Origin of the sequence: Streptomyces sp. NPDC089799, assembly GCF_040684755.1 — a bacterium.
GTDB lineage: Bacteria > Actinomycetota > Actinomycetes > Streptomycetales > Streptomycetaceae > Streptomyces.
In genome coordinates this window covers 34,084-53,794 of the sequence record NZ_JBFBGR010000029.1, presented here as the reverse complement: position 1 = coordinate 53,794, position 19,711 = coordinate 34,084, and the positions used below count along the sequence as shown (strand labels likewise).

The 19,711-nt window shown below is 74.2% G+C and carries 19 protein-coding genes and 1 pseudogene; 13 read left to right on the top strand and 7 right to left on the bottom strand.

Features of this window, described 5'->3' with window-relative positions; genetic code table 11:
• Nucleotides 1-19: 19 nt before the first annotated feature.
• From AB0O36_RS27400 to AB0O36_RS27385, 4 genes are all read right to left on the bottom strand, one after another.
• The gene (locus tag AB0O36_RS27400; RefSeq protein ID WP_365114872.1) at nt 20-871 is read right to left on the bottom strand and encodes an ABC transporter permease; all 852 of its coding nucleotides are present in this window, start codon (nt 869-871) and stop codon (nt 20-22) included.
• Nucleotides 868-1,791, bottom strand: coding sequence for an ABC transporter permease (locus AB0O36_RS27395; RefSeq protein ID WP_365114871.1), 924 nt, complete (start codon nt 1,789-1,791; stop codon nt 868-870). Before AB0O36_RS27395 ends, AB0O36_RS27400 begins: the two co-directional genes overlap by 4 nt.
• 1 nt (nt 1,792) lies before the next feature.
• Nucleotides 1,793-2,923, bottom strand: a complete 1,131-nt coding sequence (locus AB0O36_RS27390; protein ID WP_365114870.1) for a spermidine/putrescine ABC transporter substrate-binding protein — start codon at nt 2,921-2,923, stop codon at nt 1,793-1,795.
• A gap of 79 nt (nt 2,924-3,002) precedes the next feature.
• Nucleotides 3,003-4,175 carry an aromatic ring-hydroxylating dioxygenase subunit alpha gene (locus AB0O36_RS27385; protein ID WP_365114869.1) on the bottom strand — a complete coding sequence of 391 codons (1,173 nt, stop codon included), beginning with the start codon at nt 4,173-4,175 and terminating at the stop codon, nt 3,003-3,005.
• A gap of 572 nt (nt 4,176-4,747) precedes the next feature.
• Between AB0O36_RS27385 and AB0O36_RS27380 the strand changes: the two genes are divergently transcribed.
• The 8 genes from AB0O36_RS27380 (at nt 4,748) to AB0O36_RS27345 (ending at nt 13,090) form a co-directional block, all read left to right on the top strand.
• Complete coding sequence (locus AB0O36_RS27380; RefSeq protein ID WP_365114868.1) at nt 4,748-5,128, top strand: hypothetical protein; 381 nt, start codon at nt 4,748-4,750, stop codon at nt 5,126-5,128.
• Nucleotides 5,125-6,450, top strand: a complete 1,326-nt coding sequence (locus AB0O36_RS27375) for an NADH-ubiquinone oxidoreductase-F iron-sulfur binding region domain-containing protein (RefSeq protein ID WP_365114867.1) — start codon at nt 5,125-5,127, stop codon at nt 6,448-6,450. Before AB0O36_RS27380 ends, AB0O36_RS27375 begins: the two co-directional genes overlap by 4 nt.
• Nucleotides 6,451-6,599: 149 nt before the next feature.
• Entirely contained in the window at nt 6,600-6,791 is a 192-nt protein-coding gene (locus AB0O36_RS27370; protein WP_365114866.1) for a ferredoxin, read from the top strand.
• 1 nt (nt 6,792) lies between these two features.
• Nucleotides 6,793-8,937: an acetate--CoA ligase family protein gene (locus AB0O36_RS27365; RefSeq protein WP_365114865.1), complete on the top strand. Its 2,145-nt coding sequence runs from the start codon at nt 6,793-6,795 to the stop codon at nt 8,935-8,937.
• A gap of 103 nt (nt 8,938-9,040) precedes the next feature.
• Nucleotides 9,041-10,210, top strand: coding sequence for an acyl-CoA dehydrogenase family protein (locus tag AB0O36_RS27360; RefSeq protein WP_365114864.1), 1,170 nt, complete (start codon nt 9,041-9,043; stop codon nt 10,208-10,210).
• Nucleotides 10,211-10,287: 77 nt separating this feature from the next.
• Nucleotides 10,288-11,475: an acyl-CoA dehydrogenase family protein gene (locus tag AB0O36_RS27355; RefSeq protein WP_365114863.1), complete on the top strand. Its 1,188-nt coding sequence runs from the start codon at nt 10,288-10,290 to the stop codon at nt 11,473-11,475.
• Entirely contained in the window at nt 11,472-12,482 is a 1,011-nt protein-coding gene (locus AB0O36_RS27350) for a 3-hydroxybutyryl-CoA dehydrogenase (RefSeq protein WP_365114862.1), read from the top strand. Before AB0O36_RS27355 ends, AB0O36_RS27350 begins: the two co-directional genes overlap by 4 nt.
• Nucleotides 12,479-13,090, top strand: a complete 612-nt coding sequence (locus tag AB0O36_RS27345) for a TetR/AcrR family transcriptional regulator (protein ID WP_365114861.1) — start codon at nt 12,479-12,481, stop codon at nt 13,088-13,090. Before AB0O36_RS27350 ends, AB0O36_RS27345 begins: the two co-directional genes overlap by 4 nt.
• 100 nt (nt 13,091-13,190) lie before the next feature.
• Here AB0O36_RS27345 and AB0O36_RS27340 read toward each other — a convergent pair whose 3' ends face one another.
• The gene (locus AB0O36_RS27340) at nt 13,191-13,703 is read right to left on the bottom strand and encodes a histidine phosphatase family protein (protein ID WP_365114860.1); all 513 of its coding nucleotides are present in this window, start codon (nt 13,701-13,703) and stop codon (nt 13,191-13,193) included.
• Nucleotides 13,704-13,849: 146 nt separating this feature from the next.
• Here AB0O36_RS27340 and AB0O36_RS27335 point away from each other — a divergent pair, with 146 nt between their 5' ends.
• The 3 genes from AB0O36_RS27335 to AB0O36_RS27325 all read left to right on the top strand — a co-directional run bounded on the left by AB0O36_RS27335 (nt 13,850) and on the right by AB0O36_RS27325 (nt 16,325).
• Nucleotides 13,850-14,140 (top strand): UBP-type zinc finger domain-containing protein, encoded by a 291-nt coding sequence (locus AB0O36_RS27335; RefSeq protein ID WP_365114859.1) that lies wholly within the window; start codon nt 13,850-13,852, stop codon nt 14,138-14,140.
• 71 nt (nt 14,141-14,211) lie between these two features.
• Complete coding sequence (locus AB0O36_RS27330) at nt 14,212-14,895, top strand: response regulator transcription factor (protein WP_365114858.1); 684 nt, start codon at nt 14,212-14,214, stop codon at nt 14,893-14,895.
• Complete coding sequence (locus AB0O36_RS27325) at nt 14,892-16,325, top strand: HAMP domain-containing sensor histidine kinase (protein WP_365114857.1); 1,434 nt, start codon at nt 14,892-14,894, stop codon at nt 16,323-16,325. Before AB0O36_RS27330 ends, AB0O36_RS27325 begins: the two co-directional genes overlap by 4 nt.
• Here AB0O36_RS27325 and AB0O36_RS27320 read toward each other — a convergent pair.
• Both AB0O36_RS27320 and AB0O36_RS27315 read right to left on the bottom strand, forming a co-directional pair.
• The gene (locus tag AB0O36_RS27320) at nt 16,288-16,800 is read right to left on the bottom strand and encodes an SgcJ/EcaC family oxidoreductase (protein ID WP_365114856.1); all 513 of its coding nucleotides are present in this window, start codon (nt 16,798-16,800) and stop codon (nt 16,288-16,290) included. The genes AB0O36_RS27325 and AB0O36_RS27320 overlap by 38 nt on opposite strands.
• A 229-nt stretch (nt 16,801-17,029) precedes the next feature.
• Nucleotides 17,030-17,329: pseudogene (locus AB0O36_RS27315) on the bottom strand (HGxxPAAW family protein); the annotation flags it as partial.
• 87 nt (nt 17,330-17,416) lie between these two features.
• On the opposite strand from AB0O36_RS27315, the gene AB0O36_RS27310 reads away from it, so the two are divergent.
• Together AB0O36_RS27310 and AB0O36_RS27305 are read left to right on the top strand one after the other, a co-directional pair.
• The gene (locus AB0O36_RS27310) at nt 17,417-17,890 is read left to right on the top strand and encodes a MarR family transcriptional regulator (RefSeq protein WP_365114855.1); all 474 of its coding nucleotides are present in this window, start codon (nt 17,417-17,419) and stop codon (nt 17,888-17,890) included.
• A gap of 144 nt (nt 17,891-18,034) precedes the next feature.
• Nucleotides 18,035-19,402 carry an SUKH-4 family immunity protein gene (locus AB0O36_RS27305; RefSeq protein WP_365114854.1) on the top strand — a complete coding sequence of 456 codons (1,368 nt, stop codon included), beginning with the start codon at nt 18,035-18,037 and terminating at the stop codon, nt 19,400-19,402.
• The last annotated feature ends 309 nt before the right edge of the window (nt 19,403-19,711 follow it).

Genomic DNA, 19,711 nt, shown 5'->3' with positions numbered 1-19,711 from the left:
CGTCCCACACGGGGAGGGGTCAATTCCCGGAGAGGAGGTCGAGGCCGCCTCGGCGGCCGAAGAGGCGCGGGATGGCGAGGGCGAGGAGGATCAGGGCGATGGATCCGGCGAGCATCAGGGTGCCCACGGCGTTGATGGTGGGCTGTACGCCGAACCGGATCGCCGAGTAGATGCGCACGGAGAGCGGCTGGGGGTCGACGCCGGTGGTGAAGTAGGCGAGGACGAAGTCGTCGAAGACCAGCGCGAAGATCAGGACCGCGGAGGCGAGGATGCCGGGGAGCAGTGCGGGCAGGGTCACCAGGCGGAGGGCCTGTGCGCGGGTGGCGCCGAGGTCCATCGCGGCCTCCTCGATCTCCGGGTTGAGCGCGGCGATGCGGGAGCGCAGGATCACCGTCACGTAGGAGATCGAGAAGGTGATCTCGGCGAGCGTCACGGTGGTGGTGGACAGGGTGATGCCGGTGCCCTTGAAGAGGAGCATCGCCGCGACGCCGGTGACGATCTCGGGGGTGATCAGGGGGACCAGCATGATCAGGCCGGCGAGGGATCCGAGGCGGCCCCGGCTGCGGACCAGGCCGAGGGCGAGGGCGACGCCGAGGACGAGGGAGCCGGCCATGGCGGCCAGGGAGACCTTCAGGCTCATGCCGAGCGAGTCCAGGAGCAGGTCGTCGTGGAGGAAGGCCGTGTACCAGCGGAGGCTGAAGTCCTCGAAGACGGTGAGGGACTTCTGCGAGTTGAAGGAGAAGAGGACGACGACGCCGACGGGGAGGTAGAGCAGCAGGAAGAAGACGGCGGTGACGGTGAGGGCGAAGCGGGGGCGGCGGTCCGCGCCGCGGCCGGGCCGGTGGGGCCGGGAAGGCCGGGTGACCGTCATCGGACCGCCTCCGCCTCGTCCTTGCGGGCGCGCCGCAGGTAGCCCAGCATGCCGAGGAACAGCACGGCCATCAGCAGCATGGTCAGGGCCGAGCCGAGGGGCCAGTTCTGGCCCTGGAAGAACTTGTCCTGGATCAGGTTGCCGATCATGATCTGGTCGGGTCCTCCCATGAGCTGGGCGCTGACGAAGTCGCCCATGGCGGGCAGGAACACCAGGACGCAGCCGGCGGCGGCTCCCTGCCGGGTGGCGGGGACGGTGACGTGGAGGAAGGTGCTCAGGGGGCCGCCGTAGAGGTCGCGTCCGGCCTCGATGAGCGAGGTGTCCATGCGTTCCAGAGCGGCGTACAGCGGGATGATCATGAAGGCCACGAAGCCGTACACCAGGCCGGCGATGACGCCCGGGCCGGTCTGCAGGATCCTGGTGCCGTCGTCGGCGAGGCCGATCGCGCGCAGGGCCCGGAGCAGTGGTCCGTCGTCGGAGAGGACGACGGACCAGCCGTACATCCGCACCAGATAGTTGGCGAAGAAGGGCACGACGATGGCGGCGATCAGCAGGTGTTTGAAGCGTCCGCCGTGCAGCGCGATCGTGTACGCCACCGGGTAGGCCACGGCCAGGCAGATCACGCAGGTGATCAGCGCGTAGCCGAGGGAGCGCAGCAGGACGGTGCGGTAGGCCGGGTCGGCGAGGGCGGCGAAGTTGTCGGGGTTGAAGCCGAAGCGGGGGTTGCCGAGGGGGTCGGTGGTGCCGAAGGCGAGGGTGGCGACCAGGACCAGGGAGGCGATGAGGAAGCCGGTCATCCAGAGGGTGCCGGGGAGCAGCAGCCAGGTCCACAGCCTGGTCCGCGATCGGGGCCGGGGGCGGGGCGGGGGGCCGGGCCTGGGGTGGGGCACGGCCCGGGCGGGGCTCTCGGTTCGGGGCATGTCAGCCGGCCTTCACTTCGGTCCAGGCGGCGTCGCGGGCCTTTTCGCCCCGGGCGGTGCCGTTGCGGAAGAAGAGGTCGGCCTTGAGGTCGGCCTCGGTGACCTGGCACTGCGGGAAGGGCTCGACGAGCGCGGTGTAGGTGTCCTCGGTGCCGCGGACCGGCATGGGGTAGCCGATGTACTCGATGTTCCTCTTCACGTTCTCCGGGCGGAGCATGTAGTCGATGAAGAGCATGGCGGTGCCGGGGTGCCGTGCGTTCGAGGGGATGGCGTAGCAGTCGGAGTTGACGGGGGCGCCCTCGCGGGCGACTTCGAAGCCGAAGACGGAGGGGTCCTCCGCCTGGGCGAGCATGGCGGCCATGTCGCCGCTCCAGGCCTGGGTCATGTCGGCGTTGCCGTTGAGCAGGTTGTTGTAGCTGTCGCTGGAGAAGCCGCGCAGGTGGGGGCGGAGGGTGCGCAGGGTGTCGGTGACGCGGGCGAGGCCGTCGGGGTCGCCGGTGGTGAGGTCGAGGCCCAGTTTGAGGGCGCCCAGGCCGAGCACCTCGTCGCGGTCGTCGAGGACGAAGACCTTGCCCCTGGCCTTCGCGTTCCACAGGTCGTCCCAGGATCCGGTGAGGTCGCCGAGCCGGTCGCGGCGCCAGCCGATGCCGGTCTTGTACATGGTGAACGGGACGGTGTGGGCGGAGCCGGGGTCGTACCAGGGGTCGGCGAAGTACGGGTAACCGCCGAAGACGGCCCCGGCGTTGCGCAGCCGGGAGTGGTCGATGCGGCGCAGCCTGCCGCCGGCGGCGAGGCGCTGTGCCCATTTGGCGGTGGGGAAGAGGATGTCGTAGCGGTTGCCGGCGTTGAGTTTGGCGGCCATGCCCTCCATGGAGTCGTAGTTGGACTGGACGACCTTGACGCCGTACTCCTTCTCGAAGCCGGAGAAGACGGCCGGGTCGACGAAGTCGGCCCAGTTGAAGTAGACGAGGTCGCCGTCGACCTTGACGTCGATCGGGGCCTGTGCGGTCGCTGCTGCGGCCGGGTCGCCGGTGGACGCGAATCCGCAGCCGGCCGTGGCGAGGCCGAGGGCGGCGGCGGTTCCGGCGCGGAGGAGGGAGCGGCGGGACGGGGGAAGTGCCTCGGGGGACATGGGGTCCTCTCCGTAGGGGCCGGGCAGGGGGACGGCGGGGCCGGGGGGCGCCGGGGGCGGGGGGCGGCCCTGGGGCGGCTCAGTGCTCCGCGGCGCCGAGGTCGGCCCGGATGTGGTCGGCGAACCAGCCGACCGCCGATTCGCGCCGGGACAGGGGCCCGGGTTCGAACCCGGGGGTGGAGAGCCCCTTCTGCACGCGGGCGACGAGTTCGGCGTCCTCGTCGTTGGTGATCCAGCCGATGTGCATGTTCAGGCGGCGGGCGAGCCGGGTGCGCAGCCCGGTGCCGCGGCGGGTGTAGAAGGCTCCGGGCACGGCCACCCGGTCCACCGCCGCGGGGATGGCGGTCCAGGCGAGCACGTGGTCGGGGTAGAAGTCGATGAGGGTGTTGGGGTAGATCACCGCGTACCGCCAGACGCGGCGGTCGGCCTCGCCGAGACCGGGCATGGGGGCGGCGATGCGCTGGTAGAGGCGCTCGGCCCAGTTCGCGGACGGCTTGTCGCGCAGCGGGGAGGCGAAGAGGACGTAGGACTCCTCGATCTCGCAGGTGTAGCCCTGGTAGTCGAGCAGCCGCATCAACCCGGGATGCGCCACCGGGACGTGGTAGCCCTCCAGGTAATTGTCCACCGCCACCTTCCAGTTGGCTTCCTGGACCTCGGCGCGGGACAGGTCGTGGATCCGGTCGCGGCCGACCGGTACGAGGTCGGCGCCGGCATAGCGGCCGACCGCCTCGGCCAGCCCGGCGCAGCTCTTGGCCAGCGGGACGGCGTCGGGGTCGAGGTTGGCGAAGACGAAGCCGAGGAAGGACTCGACGCGGACCGGGAACAGTCCGAGTCCGGGCTTGTCCAGGCAGGGGATCTGGCGTGCCTCGGGGGCGCCGACGAGGCTTCCGTCGAGGCGGTAGGTCCAGCCGTGGTAGGGGCAGCGGATCGCCTTGCCGGCCGGTTCCGGGGCGGTGACCAGGCGGGTTCCGCGGTGGCGGCAGACGTTGAGGTGGGCGGCCAGGCCGCCGTCCTCGGTGCGGACGACGAGGACCTCGCGGCCGGCCACCGTGGCGGCGAGCCGGGCGCCGGGGTTCGGCAGGTCGGACTCGTGGCAGACGACCTGCCAGGACTTGGCGAAGACGGCTTCCGTCTCGGCGGCGGCGGTGTCCGGATCGGTGTAGTAGCGGGCCGACAGCGCGGGCGGGGGGACGTCGCGGCCCGGCCGGTCGAGGGGTGTGGCGGGTGCTGCGGCAGGTGCTCTGGGGTGCATCGGTGACTCCTCCGTGCCGCGGCTGCGGCGGTCGGTGTCGGCGTTCGATGTCGAGTCGTCCGGGCGGCGGACAGGCAGGGCCCGGCGGCCAACCGGACCCACGCTGACCGATTGGACAGCCAGATTGCTGGCTGAATTCCGCCGGGTCAAGACTTGTACGCTGACCGATCGGTCAGCTAGCGTGGTTTCAGCCTGACCGATCGGTCAGCAAGCGAGTTCCCCCGTCGCTGCGCCGGCGTGCGTCCCTTCAGTTCCTGGCCCTTCCTCGCTGTTCCTGGCCTTTCCTCGCTGTTCCTGGCCCTTCCTCGCTGTTCTCCCTGCTCGCCGGTCCGAAGCAGCCGGCGTACGGCCCCGCAGTCGGCCGTACGCACCCGATCCGCGCCGCACGGCGCGGCACCGCCTCGATGCATCCGGTGCCGTCCGGACCCCCACGGCACCGTCTCGATCCCCACGGCACTGTCCGGATTCCCCCGGCACCGTCCTGATCCGCCCACCCGCACCCGGGCCGCACCCGGGCCGCACCCGCCGGTCCGTCCGGTCGGCGGAGCCACCCACCTTTCCCGGAGGCACGCATGAGCGGTCGTCGGCGTCACGACTGGCTGGGGCTGACCCCCGAGCCGGAGCGGGAACTGCCCGTGGCGGTCGCCGCCCTGCGTGCGGCTCCGGCGGAAGCCGAACGGCAGCGCGTGGAGCGCCTGGTCCTGCGCGGCAGCCGGCACGGCTGGCTCCGCTACCTCGCCGAGGTCACCGACCTGGTGACGGCCGTCGCCACCGGATCACGGCCCGGCGACCCCGCCGCGGCCCTGCTCGCCGGCGAGGTCGTCCTCGACCACCACCGCATGCTCATCGGCCTCCCCGGAGCGGGTTACGACCGCACCGCCGGGGACCGTACGGCGCTCGAAAAGGCGGTACGCACCCTGCGCGCCCACCTCCCGACAGGAGACCGACCGTGACCGTGATCCGCCACCCGGCGGGCCTGCCGCCGGGCCCCGTGCTCGGCGCGGCACCGGACGTGACGGAGGGCGCCGGGGCGTACCGCGCCGCCGGCGGCTACGACGACACCACCGGCCCCGACGAGCTGCTGCACCACCTCGCCTCCTCCGGCCTGCGCGGCCGCGGCGGGGCCGGCTTCCCGGTCGCCGTCAAGCTCCGGTCCGTACGCGAGCAGGCCCGACGGGGTGGGCAGACCCTCCGCCCGGTCGTCGTGGCGAACGGCGAGGAGGGTGAGCCCGGCTCGGTCAAGGACCGCTGGCTGCTCCGGGCCCGACCCCACCTGGTCCTCGACGGCCTCGCCCGCGCCGCCGCGGTCACCGGCGCCGTACGCGGCTACGTCTACCTCTCCGACCCGGTGGCCGCCGCCCGCATCCGCCGGGCGCTCGCCGAACACGCACCGCCCCTGCCCGTCGAGGTCGTCGAGACCCCGCACACCTATGTCGCCGGCGAGGAGACCGCGGTCGTCCGCCGGATCGACGGCGGACCGGCCCTCCCCACCGCCAAACCGCCCCGCCCCCACGAACGCGGCGTCGGCGGCGCGCCGACCCTGGTCGCCAACGTCGAGACCCTCGCCCGGATCGCGCTCACCGCCGCCCGGCCCGACCGGGCGGTCCGGACGGCCCGCACCACCCTGGTCACCCTGTCCGGCGGACCGGCCGCCCCGGTGCTCACCGAGGTCCCGTACGGAGTCCCGCTGCGCACGCTCGCGGCGGCCCACGGCAGCGCGGACGCGGCCGGGGTACTGATGGGCGGGCTGTTCGGCGGGCTCGTGGGCCCCGACGGCTTCGGCCTTCCGCTGGAGCCGGAGGCACTCGCCGCCGCCGGTACCGCCCTGGGCTGCGGGGCCGTACGGTTCCTCGGGCCCGGCAGCTGCCCGGTGGCCACCGCCGCCGATGCCACCGGCCATCTGGTGGCGGAGAGCGCCCGCCAGTGCGGGGTCTGCGTCTCGGGGACGCGGGCGATCAGCGACGCGCTGACCGCGCTCGTCAGGGGATCGGCCCCGCCGGACACCCCCGAGCGCCTGCGGCGCTGGGCGGACGGCCTGCCGGGCCGCGGCGCCTGCGGCCTCCTCGACGCCGCCGCCGGCATCGCCGGCAGCCTGCTGCGCGCCTTCCCCGAAACGGTCCGCCGCCACCTGGTCGCTCCGTGCCCGACGTGCACGGCCACCACGCCGACGCACCCGGCACACCCGGCACACCCAGCACACCCGGCACACCCGGCACACCGCCTCACCGTCCCCGTCCCTCCGGTGACCGACAGCGCGGTGACCGGCGTCCGCTGACCCTGCCCGAGGCCACCGCGCTGCTCCGGCCCCTTCACCCCTGCCGCCCGGGACCGCCCACCGCCCACCACCCGCACCCGCACCCGCACCCGCACCAGTGGGGACCTCCCCCGTGGGGAGCGGACCGCACCGCCGAAAGGAACGCCGCCGTGAAACTCCTGCTCGACTCCACCCGCTGCCAGGGCTACGGGCTGTGCCAGGAGCACGCGCCCGAGCTCGTCGAACTCGACGAATGGGGCTACGCGAAGGTCATCGCCGTGGCCATCCCGGCCGGCGCCGAGGACACCGCGCGTGCCTGTGCCGAGAGCTGCCCCAACTCCGCGCTCCGCGTGGAGCGCTGACATGACGCACAACGGACGTGACCGACAGGGCCGAACCGACCGAGGCGACCGAGGCGACCGGCGTGAGCGGCGTGACCTCACCGCCCTGTTCGACCCCGCCTCCGTCGCCGTGGTCGGGGCCAGCGACGACCCCGCCAAGTACGGCCACGCGGTGGCCTCCCAGGCGCTGCGCGCCCCCGACCGGCGGCCGGTCCACCTGGTGAACCGGCGCGGCGGCACCGTACTGGGCCGGACCGCCGCCCCCTCGCTCGCCGCGATCGGCGAGCCGGTCGACCTCGTGGTGATCTCCGTGCCCGGCTCCGGGTTCGAGGCCGCCGTCGACGACGCCCTGGCCTGCGGGGCGAAGGCCATCGTCGGCATCACCGCGGGCTTCGCCGAGGCGGGACCGGCGGGACTGGCCCGGCAGCGGGCGGTCGCCGAGCGCGTCCGGGCCGCCGGAGCCGTCCTCGTCGGGCCCAACTGCCTGGGCATCGCCGACAACACCACCGAGCTGTACCTGGCCTCGGACCGGTTCGCCCCCGGCGGGATCGCCCTGCTCAGCCAGAGCGGCAACCTCGCCCTCGAACTCCAGCTCCGCGGAGCCCCGCACGGCCTGGGCTTCTCCCGTTTCGTCTCGCTCGGCAACCAGGCCGACGTCACCCTCGTCGACCTCGTCGAGGACTGCGCCCGCCACGAGGCCACCTCGGTGATCGCCGTGTACGCGGAGGACTTCGGCGACGGCCGGGCCTTCGCGGCGGCCGCCGCCGCGGCGGGCAAGCCGGTGGTGCTGCTCACCGCCGGCCGGGGCACCGCCTCCGCCCGGAGCGCCCGGTCGCACACCGGCGCACTCACCACCTCGGCCGACGTGGTGGCCGCGGCCTGCCGCGATGCCGGCGTCGAACTCGTGCGCACACCGCGGGAGATGACGGTCGCCCTGGCCGGACTGTCCGCCCCGGCGGCCCGGGGCCGGTCCGCGGGCGGCCGGCGGACGGCGGTCTTCACCGACGGCGGCGGCCACGGCGCCGTCGCAGCGGACGCCGCCGAGGACGCCGGACTCGACGTGCCGGAGCTCGGCGGGGCGGCGCAGGACCGGCTGCGGACCGTCCTGTGGGAACAGTCCGCGGTCGGCAACCCGGTCGACCTGGCGGGGATGGGCGAGCAGAACCCGCTCTCGTACGCCGCCACGGTCGCGGAACTGCTCGCCGCCGAGGACGTCGACGCCGTCCTGATGACCGGCTACTTCGGCGGGTACGCCGCCTCCGACGGCGGCCTCGGCGGCGGCCCGGCCGGCGGTTCCGTGCTCGCCGAGGGCGAGACCCGGGCGGCCAAGGAGATCGTCGCGCACCTCGCCGCCGCGCCGAAGCCGCTGGTGGTCCAGTCGATGTACCCGCTGTCGCCGAGCTGCCGGGTGCTCGCCGGGGCGGGCGTCCCGGTGTTCGCCGCCACCGAGGACGCCGCCCGCGCACTGGCCGCCATGACCGGGCGGGCGACCGCGCCCGCTCCCGGCATCGCCCCGCTGCCCGCCCCCGCCGTGGAGCTCGGGGACCCCGGCTACCACGGCGTACGGGCGCTGCTGGCCGCCGCCGGGGTGCCGTTCCCGGCGGCCCGCGAGGTCACCGACGAGGCCGGACTGCTGGCCGCGGCCGCGGAGTTCGAGGGCCCGTACGTGCTCAAGGCGCTGCACCTGCTGCACAAGTCCGACGCCGGCGGGGTGGCCCTGCGGCTGCCCGACCGGGCCGCGCTGCTCGCCGCGTACCGGGAGATGCGCGCCCGGCTCGGGGCGCCCGCCCACTCGGTCGAGGCGATGGCCGACCTCTCCGACGGGATCGAGCTGATCGTCGGGGTGAACCGGGACCCCCGGTTCGGGCCGGTGGCCATGGTCGGGCTGGGCGGGGTGCTCACCGAGACCCTGCGCGATGTGGCGTTCGCCCTGGCACCCGTACCGGCCGGGCGCGCCGCGGAGCTGCTGCGGGGCCTGCGGGCCGGCGCGCTGCTGGACGGCGTACGCGGCCGGCCGGCGGTGGACGTGGCCGCCGCGGCCGCCGTGATCGAGCGGATCACCGAGGTCGCCGCCGCCCACCCGGAGATCGCCGAACTCGAGGTCAACCCGCTGCTGGTGCGCCCCGGCGGCGCACTGGCCCTGGACGCCCGGGCCGTCCTGGGCTGAGACCCGCGACCCGAGACCCGCCAGGCGCATCCCCAACCCCAACCCCAGCCCCCACCCCTGCCCCGTCCCGTCCCGTCCCGTACGCAAGGAGACCGACCGCGCCATGGACTTCCGCTACACACCCGAGCAGACCGCACTCAAGGCCCGTGCCGCCGCCTACACCCGGCTGCTGATGCGGTACGAGGACCAGTCGGAGGAGGCCGGCGGCCCGCTGCCCGCCGACACGGTCCGGGAGCTCACCCGGGCCGCCATCGACGCCGGCGTCTACGCCATCAACATGCCCGCCGAGTGGGGCGGGGCCGGCCTGTCCCTGCTGGACCAGGTCATCGTCGAGGAGGAGTTCGGCAAGGTCACCAACTGCCTCTGGGACATCCCCTGGCGGCCCGCGAACGTCCTCGCGTACGGCACGGAGGCGCAGCGGGAGAAGTACCTGCTGCCGGTGATCCGGGGCGAGCGGTTCGACGCGTTCGCGGTGACCGAGCCCGGTGCCGGGTCCGACCCCGGGTCGGGCACCAGCACCGCGACCCGGACCGACGGCGGCTGGCTGCTCAACGGCGAGAAGTGGTTCGTGACCTGCGGTGACATCGCCGACTTCCTGCTGGTGCAGGCCGATGCCGGGCCGGCGCGGGCGGCCACCCTGTTCTTCGTGGACAAGGGGGCGCCGGGCGTCGAGATGACCCGGGTGCCGCGGTTCATGCACTCCGCGGTGAACGGGCACCCCGAGTTCACCTTCACCGACGTGTTCGTCGCCGACGAGGACGTGCTCGGCGGGGTCGGCAACGGCTACGAGCTGACCAAGGAGTGGTTCACCGACGAACGCCTGATGATCGCCGCCCGGACCGTGGGCGCGGCCGAACGCGCCCTGGAGCTCGCCCGCGACTGGGCCGTGGAAAGGCGCCAGTTCGGCGCCCCCATCGCCGAGTTCCAGCTCGTTCAGGGCATGCTCGCCGACTGCGCCGCCGACATCGCCGTCAACCGCGCCTACACCCACCAGGTGGCCTGGGAGGCCGGCCGACCGGACACCGACCCCAAGACCCTGCACGCCAAGGCGTCGACCGCGAAACTCGCGGCGAGCGAGGCCGCCGGGCGGGTGATCGACCGGTGCGTGCAGGTCTTCGGCGGCCGCGGCTACGACCGCTCCTACCCGGTCGAGCGGATGTACCGCGAGCTGCGCGTCGACCGCATCTGGGAGGGCACCTCCGAGATCCAGCGCCTGATCATCGCCAACGAGCTCGTCAAGCGGGGCACCCGGGTGCTGGCCCTCCCCCACTGATCCCGACCGCACCACCGCACCGCCGCACCATCCCCCCACCCCCACCCGCCACCGTGCCCGAAAGGACCGCCACACCCATGGACTTCCGTCTCACCGCCCGCCAGCAGGAGCTCCAGGGCAGGGCCCGCGAACTCACCGAGTTCGTCATGAAGTACGAGCTCGACTGCGAGGAGAACAACGGCCTGCCCCCGCGGGCCCACGCCGAGATCCGCGACGCCGTCCTGGACAGCGGCCTGCAGGCCGTCAACATGCCCGTGGAGTGGGGCGGCGCGGGCCTCACCATCCTGGAGCAGGTCGTCGTGCAGGCCGAGCTCGGCCGGCTCACCGGCGCGCTCTGGGACATGGTGTGGCGGCCGGCCAACGCCCTGTCCCACTGCACCCCCGAGCAGCGCGAGCGGTATCTCGTCCCGGTGATCCGGGGCCGCCGCCGCGACTGCTACGCCGTCAGCGAGCCCGAGGCGGGTTCCGACCCGCAGAGCATCCGGACCACGGCCACCCGGACCGGCGACGGCTGGGTACTGAACGGCGAGAAGTGGTTCGTGACCGTCGGCGACCACGCCGACTTCATGATCGTGCTCGCGGCGGCCGGGGAGGAGCGCGCGCCCACCCTGTTCCTGGTCGACAAGGACACACCGGGCGTGGAGATGACCCGGGTGCCGCGCTGGATGCACACCTTCGTCTACGAGCACCCCGAGTTCACCTTCACCGACGTGCACGTCCCCGCGGACGCCGTGCTCGGGGAGGTGGGCAACGGCTACGACATCACCCGCTCCTGGTTCACCGAGGAACGGCTGATGATCGCCGCCCGGACGATCGGCGCCGCCGAGCGCGCCCTGGAGCTGGCCCGGGACTGGGCGGTCGAGCGGCGCCAGTTCGGGTCCCGCATCGCCGACTTCCAGCTGGTGCAGGGCATGCTCGCCGACTGCGCCGTCGACATCGCCGTCAACCGCGCCTACACCCACCAGGTGGCCTGGGAGGTCGACGAGGGCGGGGTCGACCGCAAGACGCTGCACGCGAAGGCGGCCATCGCCAAGCTGGCGGCGAGCGAGGCGTCCGGCCGGGTCGTCGACCGCTGCCTGCAGGTCTTCGGCGGCCGCGGCTACGACCGCTCCTACCCGGTCGAACGCCTCTACCGCGAGCTGCGGGTCGACCGCATCTGGGAGGGCACCTCCGAGATCCAGCGGCTGATCATCGCGGGTGAACTCGTCAAGCGGGGCACGGGTGTTCTGCAGATGCCGGCCGACGAGGGCACGGAGGTCCGGTGACCCCGGTGACCGACGACGGGTCCGCGGCGGACCGGGTCGGGGTGGTGGGCTGCGGGCTGATGGGATCGGGCATCGCCGAGGTCTGCGCCCGCGCCGGCCGGGACGTCGTGGTGGTGGAGACCGGCCGGGCGGCCGCGGACGCGGGCCTGCGGCGGATCACCCGCTCGCTGGCCCGGGCCGCGGCGGCCGGCAAGGTGACCGCCGCCGCGGCGGAGGCGGCCACCGCGCGGATCACGGTGACCACCGACCTGAAGCGGCTGGCGGACCGGGACCTGGTCATCGAGGCGGTGGCCGAGGACGAGCGGGCGAAGCTGGACGTCTTCGCCCGGCTCGACGCGACGGTGGAACGCCCCGACGCCGTGCTGGCGACGAACACCTCCTCCCTCCCCGTCATCCGGCTGGCGGCCGCCACCTCGCGGCCGGCTCAGGTGATCGGCCTGCACTTCTTCAACCCGGTGCCGGTGCTCCCGCTGGTGGAGCTCGTGCCGTCGCTGCTCACCGGCGGGGAGACGGTGCGCCGCGCGGAGGACTTCGCCTCCACGGTCCTGGGCAAACGGGTGGTGCGCGCCCGGGACCGGGCGGGGTTCGTCGTCAACGCCCTGCTCGTGCCCTACCTGCTGGCCGCGGTGCGGATGGCCGAGTCGGGGACGGCGTCGGCGGAGGACATCGACCGGGGCATGACCCTGGGGTGTGCGCACCCGCTGGGGCCGCTCGCGCTGGCCGACCTCATCGGCCTGGACACCGTACGGTCCATCGCGCGGTCGATGTACGAGGAGTACCGGGAGCCGCTGTACGCCCCGCCGCCCCTGCTGTCCCGGATGGTGGAGGCGGGCCTGCTCGGCCGCAAGACGGGACGCGGTTTCCACAGCTACGGCGGGCGCGGGGACCTGATGGGCGAGGATGGGGGTACCGGTGGCGACACGGGGACGGCGGGCCGGGCCGCCGTGCCGCCGCCGTCCGACCGCCCGGCCGCCGACGGGCACCGACACGGGGAGCAGCCGACGTGACCAAGGCCGAGCGCGCACTGGAGACGCGTGAGCGAATCCTCACGGCCGCGTGCGAAGTGATCGCCGACATCGGCTTCGAGAACATCAGCATGCGCAAGGTCGCCGAGCACGCAGGCGTGTCGAAGGCCCTGCTGCACTACCACTTCGACACCCGGGAGAAGCTCTTCGCCGAGGCGATGACGCATTCCTTCGCGCAGACCGGCCTGGACACCGAGGACGGGGCCGGCTCCGTGCCGGCCGCCGTGGTCCTGGCCCGCATCCTGCGCAGCATGCTGCCGACGGACGAGGAGCTCCGGCAGGACTGGAAGCTCTGGCAGGAGCTGTGGGTGCGGGCCCAGCGCGATCCCGCGGCCCGGCACCTCGCCGTGGACCTGTACGAGCAGCTGCACGCGTGGGTCACCGGCGCGATGGACCGGGGCATCGCCTCCGGGGAGTTCCGGCCGTGCGACGTCACCGCGCTCGGCACCCTGGTGCTGGCGCTCTGCGACGGGCTGGGGATCCGGGTGATGCTGGACGACCCGCGGGTCGACCTGGCCACGGCCCGGTCGGTGATCTGGGGGACCATCGCCCCGGCGCTCGGGATCCCGCCGGAGTTCCCGGAGGTCTGACCGGCTTCCGTACGTCGGGCGTACGTCGGCGTACGTCGGGCGTACGCCGACCGGGCGGCGGCCGCACGGCGACCGGAGCGCCCGGGTGCGGCCGGCCGCGTCAGCGGGTGCCGCGCGGGACCTCGAAGGCCGTCAGCCGGGCGGCGCCGGGGGCGAGGCCGGCCCAGGTCCCGGGGCAGGCGAGCACGGCGACCGCCGACGTCGGGAACTTCTCCTCGATGCGGTCCAGGGCGTCCGCGTCCCCGGCTCCGCCCGCGAGCGTCAGCACCAGGTCCTGCAGGCCGGGGTTGTGCCCGACGAGGAGGAGGGTGCCGATCCCGGACGGGGTCTCCCGCACGATGTCGAGGATCTCCTCGGTCGCGGCTCCGTAGAGGCGCGGTTCCGGGGTGACCGCGGGCGCGGCGGGGAATTCCGCCGAGGCGAGCTCCCAGGTCTCGCGGGTGCGCCGGGCCGGGGAGCACAGCACGAGGTCCGGCAGGATCCCGGACCGGGCGAGCAGCCGGCCGGCGGCGGGGGCGTCCCGCAGGCCGCGCGGGCCGAGGGGGCGGTCGCGGTCGGGCACGCCCGGCGGCCAGGCGCTCTTCGCGTGCCGCAGGATCACCAGGTCCGGCATGCGGCGAGCGTAGCGGACCGCCCGGGCGGGCGCGCCCCGCCGCCGCCTGCGTCCCGCTCCGCACCCGGTTGCCGGTGAATGTCGCGGCCGGATGGGGGTACGCGCCGTCCGGGCCACCGCGAGGGGCCCCCGAGAGGAGGGCCGCCATGAGGTCTCGCAGGAGGGGTGCCGACCGTCCCGACCCGCCCGATCCGCATCTCGGCATGGTGCGTCCGGTGACTCCGCGCACCCCCGGGGCCTGCGAGGAGTGCGTGCGCCTCGGCTCCGCGTGGGTGCACCTGAGGGTCTGCCTGACCTGTGGGCAGGTGGGCTGCTGCGATTCCTCGCCGCACCGCCACGCCCGCGCCCACGCGGCCGACAGCGGCCACCCCATCGTCCGCTCGCTGGCGCCGGGCGAGGACTGGCGCTGGTGCTTCGTCGACGAGTCCCTGGTCTGACCAACCGGTGCGATCCGGGGGAACAACCGCCCGCCGCAGTCCGCTTTGGAGGTTCCAACTAGGGTTTTGCCGTGCGTGTATTGCTGGTGGAAGACGACGAGCCGGTCGCCGAGTCGCTGCGGCGCGGCCTGCTGCGGTACGGGTTCGAGGTGGAGTGGGTCACCACGGGGGCGGCGGCGCTCGGCGTCGGCACCCCGTACGACCTGGTGCTGCTGGACCTGGGCCTGCCCGATACCGACGGGCTGGACGTCTGCCGCGCGCTGCGGCGGCGCGGGGACGTGCCGATCATCGTGATCAGTGCGCGCAGCGACGAGACCGACCGGGTCGTGGGGCTGGAGATCGGCGCGGACGACTACGTCTCCAAGCCGTTCGGGGTGCGCGAGGTGATCGCCCGGATCCGCGCCGTGCTGCGGCGGGCCCGTCCGGCGGCCGTACCGCAGGGGCCGCAGGCGTACGGGGCCCGGCTGACCGTCGACCGGAAGGCGGCGCGGGTGCGGCTGGACGGGGCGGAGGTGGCGCTGACGCCCAAGGAGTACGACCTGCTGTCCTTCCTCATCGAGGAGCCGGGCGCGCTCATGTCCCGGGAGCAGATCATGGAGGCGGTCTGGGACGCCAACTGGTTCGGGCCGACCAAGACGCTGGACGTGCACGTGGCCGCGCTGCGGCGGAAGTTCGCCGGGGCGGTGGCCATCGAGACGGTGCGCGGGGTCGGGTTCCGGCTGGTCCTCGATCCGGCGCCGGCGGGTCCCGCGTGATCAGACGGCTGATCGTCAGCTACGTGCTGCTGGTGGGCGTGGCGCTCGCCGCGTTCACGGTGCCGGTGGCCTTCACCCTGACCGCCCAGCTGCGCGGGGACACCGAGGAGTCCGTACGGCGCGAGGCCACGACGATGGCCCTGCTGCTCGGGAACGGGGACGAGCCGGCCCGGCAGGCGCTGGCCCGGATGGCCCAGGCGTACGCGGACGAGACCCCGGGGACGGTGGAGGCGGTGGCGGCCGACGGGAGCGCGCTGCCGCCGCTGCCGCTGCCGGCGCACCCGCACGGTCCGGCGTTCGACGCGGCGCTGCGGCAGGGCCGTACCAGCGTCGACTGGGGCTCGCGGTGGGTGTGGGGGACGGAGTTGACGGTGACCGTGCCCGCGTACGGACCGGACCGGGCGGTGCGTGCGGACCGGGCCGTCGGCGCGGTGCGGATCCGCTACGAGACGGCTGCGCTGAGTGACCGGCTGTGGCGGATCTGGGGGTTCCGGGCGGTCCTGGCGGTCGGGGTGCTGGCGGTGGCGGCCGTGCTGGGTGCCGTGGTCGCCCGGCTGCTGACCAAGCCGCTGCGCGAACTGAACTCCATGGCCAGCCGGTTCGGCGACGGCGACCTGACCGCCCGGTCGCCGGTCACCGGGCCCAAGGAGACGCAGACCCTGGCGCGGACGCTCAATCAGGGCGCCGAGCGGCTGGACACCCTGGTGGCCGCGCAGCGGATCTTCGTCGCGGACGCCTCGCACCAGTTGCGGACGCCGCTGACGGCGCTGCGGCTGTCGCTGGACAACATCGCGGACGGAGTGGACGACGAGTTCGTGCGGGAGGACGTGGAGCACGCCACCGCCGAGGTCGTGCGGATGAGCCGGCTGGTCAGCGGTCTGCTGGTGCTGGCGCGGGCCGAGGCGAAGGTGTCGGCACCGGAACCGCTGGCACTGCGTGAGCTGGTGGAGCAGCGGCTCGCGGTGTGGCGGCCGGCCGCCGACGAGCGCGGGGTGACCATCGTGCTCGTCGGCGAGGCGGACGACCGGATACGGGTGCTCGCCGGGCCCGGCCACCTCGACCAGGTGCTGGACAACGTGCTGTCCAACGCCCTGGAGGTGTCGCCGGACGGCGGCACCATCACGGTCCGCCTGGAGCCGGGCGGTGCGGAGGAGGCCGTGCTGGAAGTGCTCGACCAGGGGCCCGGCATGTCCGCCGCCGAGCAGTCCCGTGCCTTCGACCGGTTCTGGCGCGGCCAGGGGCTGACCGGCCGGTCGGGCTCGGGCCTGGGTCTGGCCATCGTCAAGCAGCTGCTGACGGACGACGGCGGCAGCGTGACCCTGCGGGACGCGCCGGGCGGCGGACTGTGCGTACGGATCGCCCTGCGCGCGGCGGCGGACGGGTCCCGGTGGATCAGCCCTCGGCCGGCAGCACCGAGGAGTGGTGGTTGACGATCAGCCACGTGCCGTTCCGCTTCTCGTACTCGAAGGTGTAGCGGGCGTCGAGCGGCTTGGTCACACCGGTCTTGGGGTCGGTGAGGTGGAAGCGGTAGATCCCGGCGTCGAGCGCCGAGTCGCGGTCCAGGACGTTGATCACGGAGCGGATCTTCTCGCCCTTCGGCTTCTTCTGCAGGAAGTGCTCGAAGTAGTCGGTGATCCCGGCGCGGTCGGTGCGGATCTGCGGCGAGGCGGTGGGCAGGAGCACCGCGTCGCGCGCGTACCGGTCGGCCACCTTCCGCGCGTCCCCGGTCTGCAGGGCCGCGTTCCACTGGTCGAACAGCGCGGCTATCTCCCGCTTCGTCGTGCGGCCGTGGCGGTCGGCTTCCCTGTCGCCCGCCTGGGCCACGCCGACGCCGGCGGTGAGGGCGCCGGCGGCGGCCACCGCGACGGCGGCGATCGTGGCGCGGTTTCGGAACGTACGCTTCATCGGGGGCTCTCCATTCGAGTGAACTGCGGTCGAGAACACGGGCGTTCGCGTGCGTTCGCACGTCCACGTGCGTTTGCACGTCCGCGTGCATTCGCACGTCCGCGTGCGTTCGCGTGTTCATGTGTTCGCGTGTTCACTGTCCCGGCGGACGGTCAAGCCCCCGGACAAGGCGGGGTAAGGCGGTGGCCAAGGCTCCGCCAATACGCCCCGGCCGGCGTCCCGCCTATCCGGCCGCCTGACCCCGGCCGGCCAGGCGGCAGCCGAGGCAGCCGGCGTGGCCGGAGCGCGCGGTGTGGTCCCGGGTCCGGAGGTGCCAGTGAGCGGCGGGCCGGGGGCCGGGCGGCTTCCCCCAGCCCGCGAGGTGCAGTCCCCAGGTCAGCAGCAGGGCCGCCGCCATCACGCCCAGCCCCAGCCAGATCCCCGGGCTCCAGACGCATATGCCCACGCCGGCGACCAGCGCCCCGATGCTGCCGACCGCCGTACCGGCCCATCCCGCGACCGTGTGTCCCTCGTCGTAATGCCCGCTCATGCGTGGCGCCTCCCGCCGTACGCGACTGCCCCGACCTATGATGTCTTAGCAAGTAAGCAATTTATCTCACCCACTAAGGGAATTTCAATGGAGGGCACGATCCGCCCCGCAGCCTCGCCCGCGCAGGCGATCTCCGCGATGGACCACCTGATCGCGACGAGCATGGTCGGCCAGCAGGAATTCGCCCGGAACCTGGGGCTCAGCGTCACCGACCTGATCTGCTTCGCCTACGTCCTGGAGGCCGGGGACGCCCCGGTCACCGCCGGCGACCTCGCCGGGCGCGCGCACGTCACCACCGGGGCGGTCACCGGGATCCTCAACCGCCTGGAGCGCGGCGGCTTCGTGACCCGGCAGCCCGACCCGGCCGACCGGCGGCGGGTGCGGGTGGTGGCGGAACCGGCCGCCGCCGAGCGGGTCCGGGCCATCTACGAGCCGTACTACGCGCAGCTGGCGGCGCTGTTCGCCGAGTACACACCGGAGGAAGTCGCAGTCCTCTCCGACTGGTTCACCCGGGCCGGCGCCCTGGCGGCCGCCTATCTCGACGAATCCTGCGAAACCTGAGCCGCGCGGGGGCGGGCGGGCCGGTGAGGGCCCGCCAGGGCTGACGGGGCTGACGGGGCTGACGGGGCTGACGGAAAGGGGACAGCCAGGGCCTGCCGGGGCCGGTCGGCGGCGGCCCGGACCCGCCTGGCAGCATGACGCCCCATGAGCGATGATCATGCCCACACCGGGCCCGACGCCGGGTCCGACACCGGAGTCGACGCCGGGACCGGCACCGACCCCGCGGCGGTCTTCGAGGACCCCGCCGCCGTCCTGCGCACGGGCCGGGCACGGCTGCGCGAACTGCTGGCCTCCTGCCCGCCCGGCCCCGGGACGGGCGGCCCGGGCCGCGAGGTCGTGTCCCAGACCGAGGCCGTGCTCGGCACGGAACCCGTCCCGCGCTCCGCGTACGCGTCCTGGCTGCACTTCGCGGCGACCACCCTCGGCCACACCGCGTACGCGGAGGGGATCGCGGCCGCCGCGCCGCACCTGCCCTGGCGGACCCTCTGGGCCTGGTGCCGGCCGGTCGGCGCGTACCGGGCCAATCCGAACCTGAGCGGGGGCGGGGACGCCACCGTGTTCGAACGGACCGCCGACGGCAACCGGTTCGTCCGCATCCAGGCGATGTGGTGCCCCGAGACCTGGATCGACCTCGGCACCGGGGCACGGTCCACGACCGCCCCGGAGGACGTGACCGAGGTCGACGAGGACCTCTGGCCGGACGGGCCCTGGCTGTTCGAGCCCGAGGACGGGTCGGCACCGTACGCCCCCGCGGAGTGGGAGGCGCCGCTGGAGGTGGCACCCGGCCGCTACCTGCTGGTGGTGGCCCGCGGCCTGTTCCTCCTGGAGGAGAACCGGGACCGGCACCCCGCCCCGGCCCCTGCCGGGGGCGAGGACGGGCCGGCGGAGCCGGAACCGGCCGAGGAACCGGGCGATGGCCCCGTCCCCGCGCCGTGGTTCGCCGACGGCGGGGACGGCGGCGGAGCACTCACGGCCGAACGGCTGGACGAGGTCTTCGGCACCGACACCATGGTGCGCGTACCGGCCGCCGGACTCCCGGAGACCCTCCGGCACCCGGCCACCCGGGACCTGCTGTCCGGGCCCGGACTGCCCGAGTGGTGGGGGGCGGGCACGGTCACCTTCCGGGCGGAATCCGCCGGCCCGCGGCCGGACTCCGCGGACGGGCTGCTGCGCCTGGGCGGATTCGACTTCGGCTACTGCGACGAGGGCGACGTCCTCGTCGACGGTACGACCGGCGCGGTCCTGCTGCGCCAGCCGGACGCCACCTTCGGCTCGGGCGGCGAGGAACCGTTCCCGCTGTGCAGGGACACCGAGGTCCTCGTCCGCTTCCTGGAGGGCGTACGCCGCCACATGGGCTCCTGCTGGGACGGCCACGAGGCCGAGGGCGGCATCTCCGGATTCCGCCGCTCCATGCGCGCACTGGATCCGGAGGCCATCGACGGCGACCCGTCCGGCGAGGTCTGGGGACACGTCTTCGCCGGCATCACCGAACTCGGCATCGACGGCTTCTAGCCGGGCGGGACGAACCGGGCCGTCCGGGCGGGCGATCCGAACGGGCGGGCGAGGCTGCCGGTCAGTCCGGACGGGCGGCGACGGACGGGCCGGGCGGGACAAGGGCGGCGGGGGCAAGGGCAGCAGACCCGGAGGCGGGCGACGCGTTCGCGCGACCGCCGGGCGACGCGTTCGCGCGACCGCCGGGCGACGCGAAGTCGCCAACGCCGCACGGCCCTTCGTACGACCGCCGGGCGAAGCCAAGTCGCCGCCGCCACACGGGCGTTCCCGCGACCGCCGGGCAACGCGGCGGGGACGCGAGCGTCCCGG

Coding starts and splice junctions, on each gene's coding strand:
- AB0O36_RS27400 (WP_365114872.1), bottom strand. CDS start 871: ATGACGGTCACCCGGCCTTCCCGGCCCCACCGGCCCGGCCGCGGCGCG.
- AB0O36_RS27395 (WP_365114871.1), bottom strand. CDS start 1,791: ATGCCCCGAACCGAGAGCCCCGCCCGGGCCGTGCCCCACCCCAGGCCC.
- AB0O36_RS27390 (WP_365114870.1), bottom strand. CDS start 2,923: ATGTCCCCCGAGGCACTTCCCCCGTCCCGCCGCTCCCTCCTCCGCGCC.
- AB0O36_RS27385 (WP_365114869.1), bottom strand. CDS start 4,175: ATGCACCCCAGAGCACCTGCCGCAGCACCCGCCACACCCCTCGACCGG.
- AB0O36_RS27380 (WP_365114868.1), top strand. CDS start 4,748: ATGAGCGGTCGTCGGCGTCACGACTGGCTGGGGCTGACCCCCGAGCCG.
- AB0O36_RS27365 (WP_365114865.1), top strand. CDS start 6,793: ATGACGCACAACGGACGTGACCGACAGGGCCGAACCGACCGAGGCGAC.
- AB0O36_RS27360 (WP_365114864.1), top strand. CDS start 9,041: ATGGACTTCCGCTACACACCCGAGCAGACCGCACTCAAGGCCCGTGCC.
- AB0O36_RS27355 (WP_365114863.1), top strand. CDS start 10,288: ATGGACTTCCGTCTCACCGCCCGCCAGCAGGAGCTCCAGGGCAGGGCC.
- AB0O36_RS27340 (WP_365114860.1), bottom strand. CDS start 13,703: ATGCCGGACCTGGTGATCCTGCGGCACGCGAAGAGCGCCTGGCCGCCG.
- AB0O36_RS27335 (WP_365114859.1), top strand. CDS start 13,850: ATGAGGTCTCGCAGGAGGGGTGCCGACCGTCCCGACCCGCCCGATCCG.
- AB0O36_RS27320 (WP_365114856.1), bottom strand. CDS start 16,800: ATGAAGCGTACGTTCCGAAACCGCGCCACGATCGCCGCCGTCGCGGTG.
- AB0O36_RS27310 (WP_365114855.1), top strand. CDS start 17,417: ATGGAGGGCACGATCCGCCCCGCAGCCTCGCCCGCGCAGGCGATCTCC.
- AB0O36_RS27305 (WP_365114854.1), top strand. CDS start 18,035: ATGAGCGATGATCATGCCCACACCGGGCCCGACGCCGGGTCCGACACC.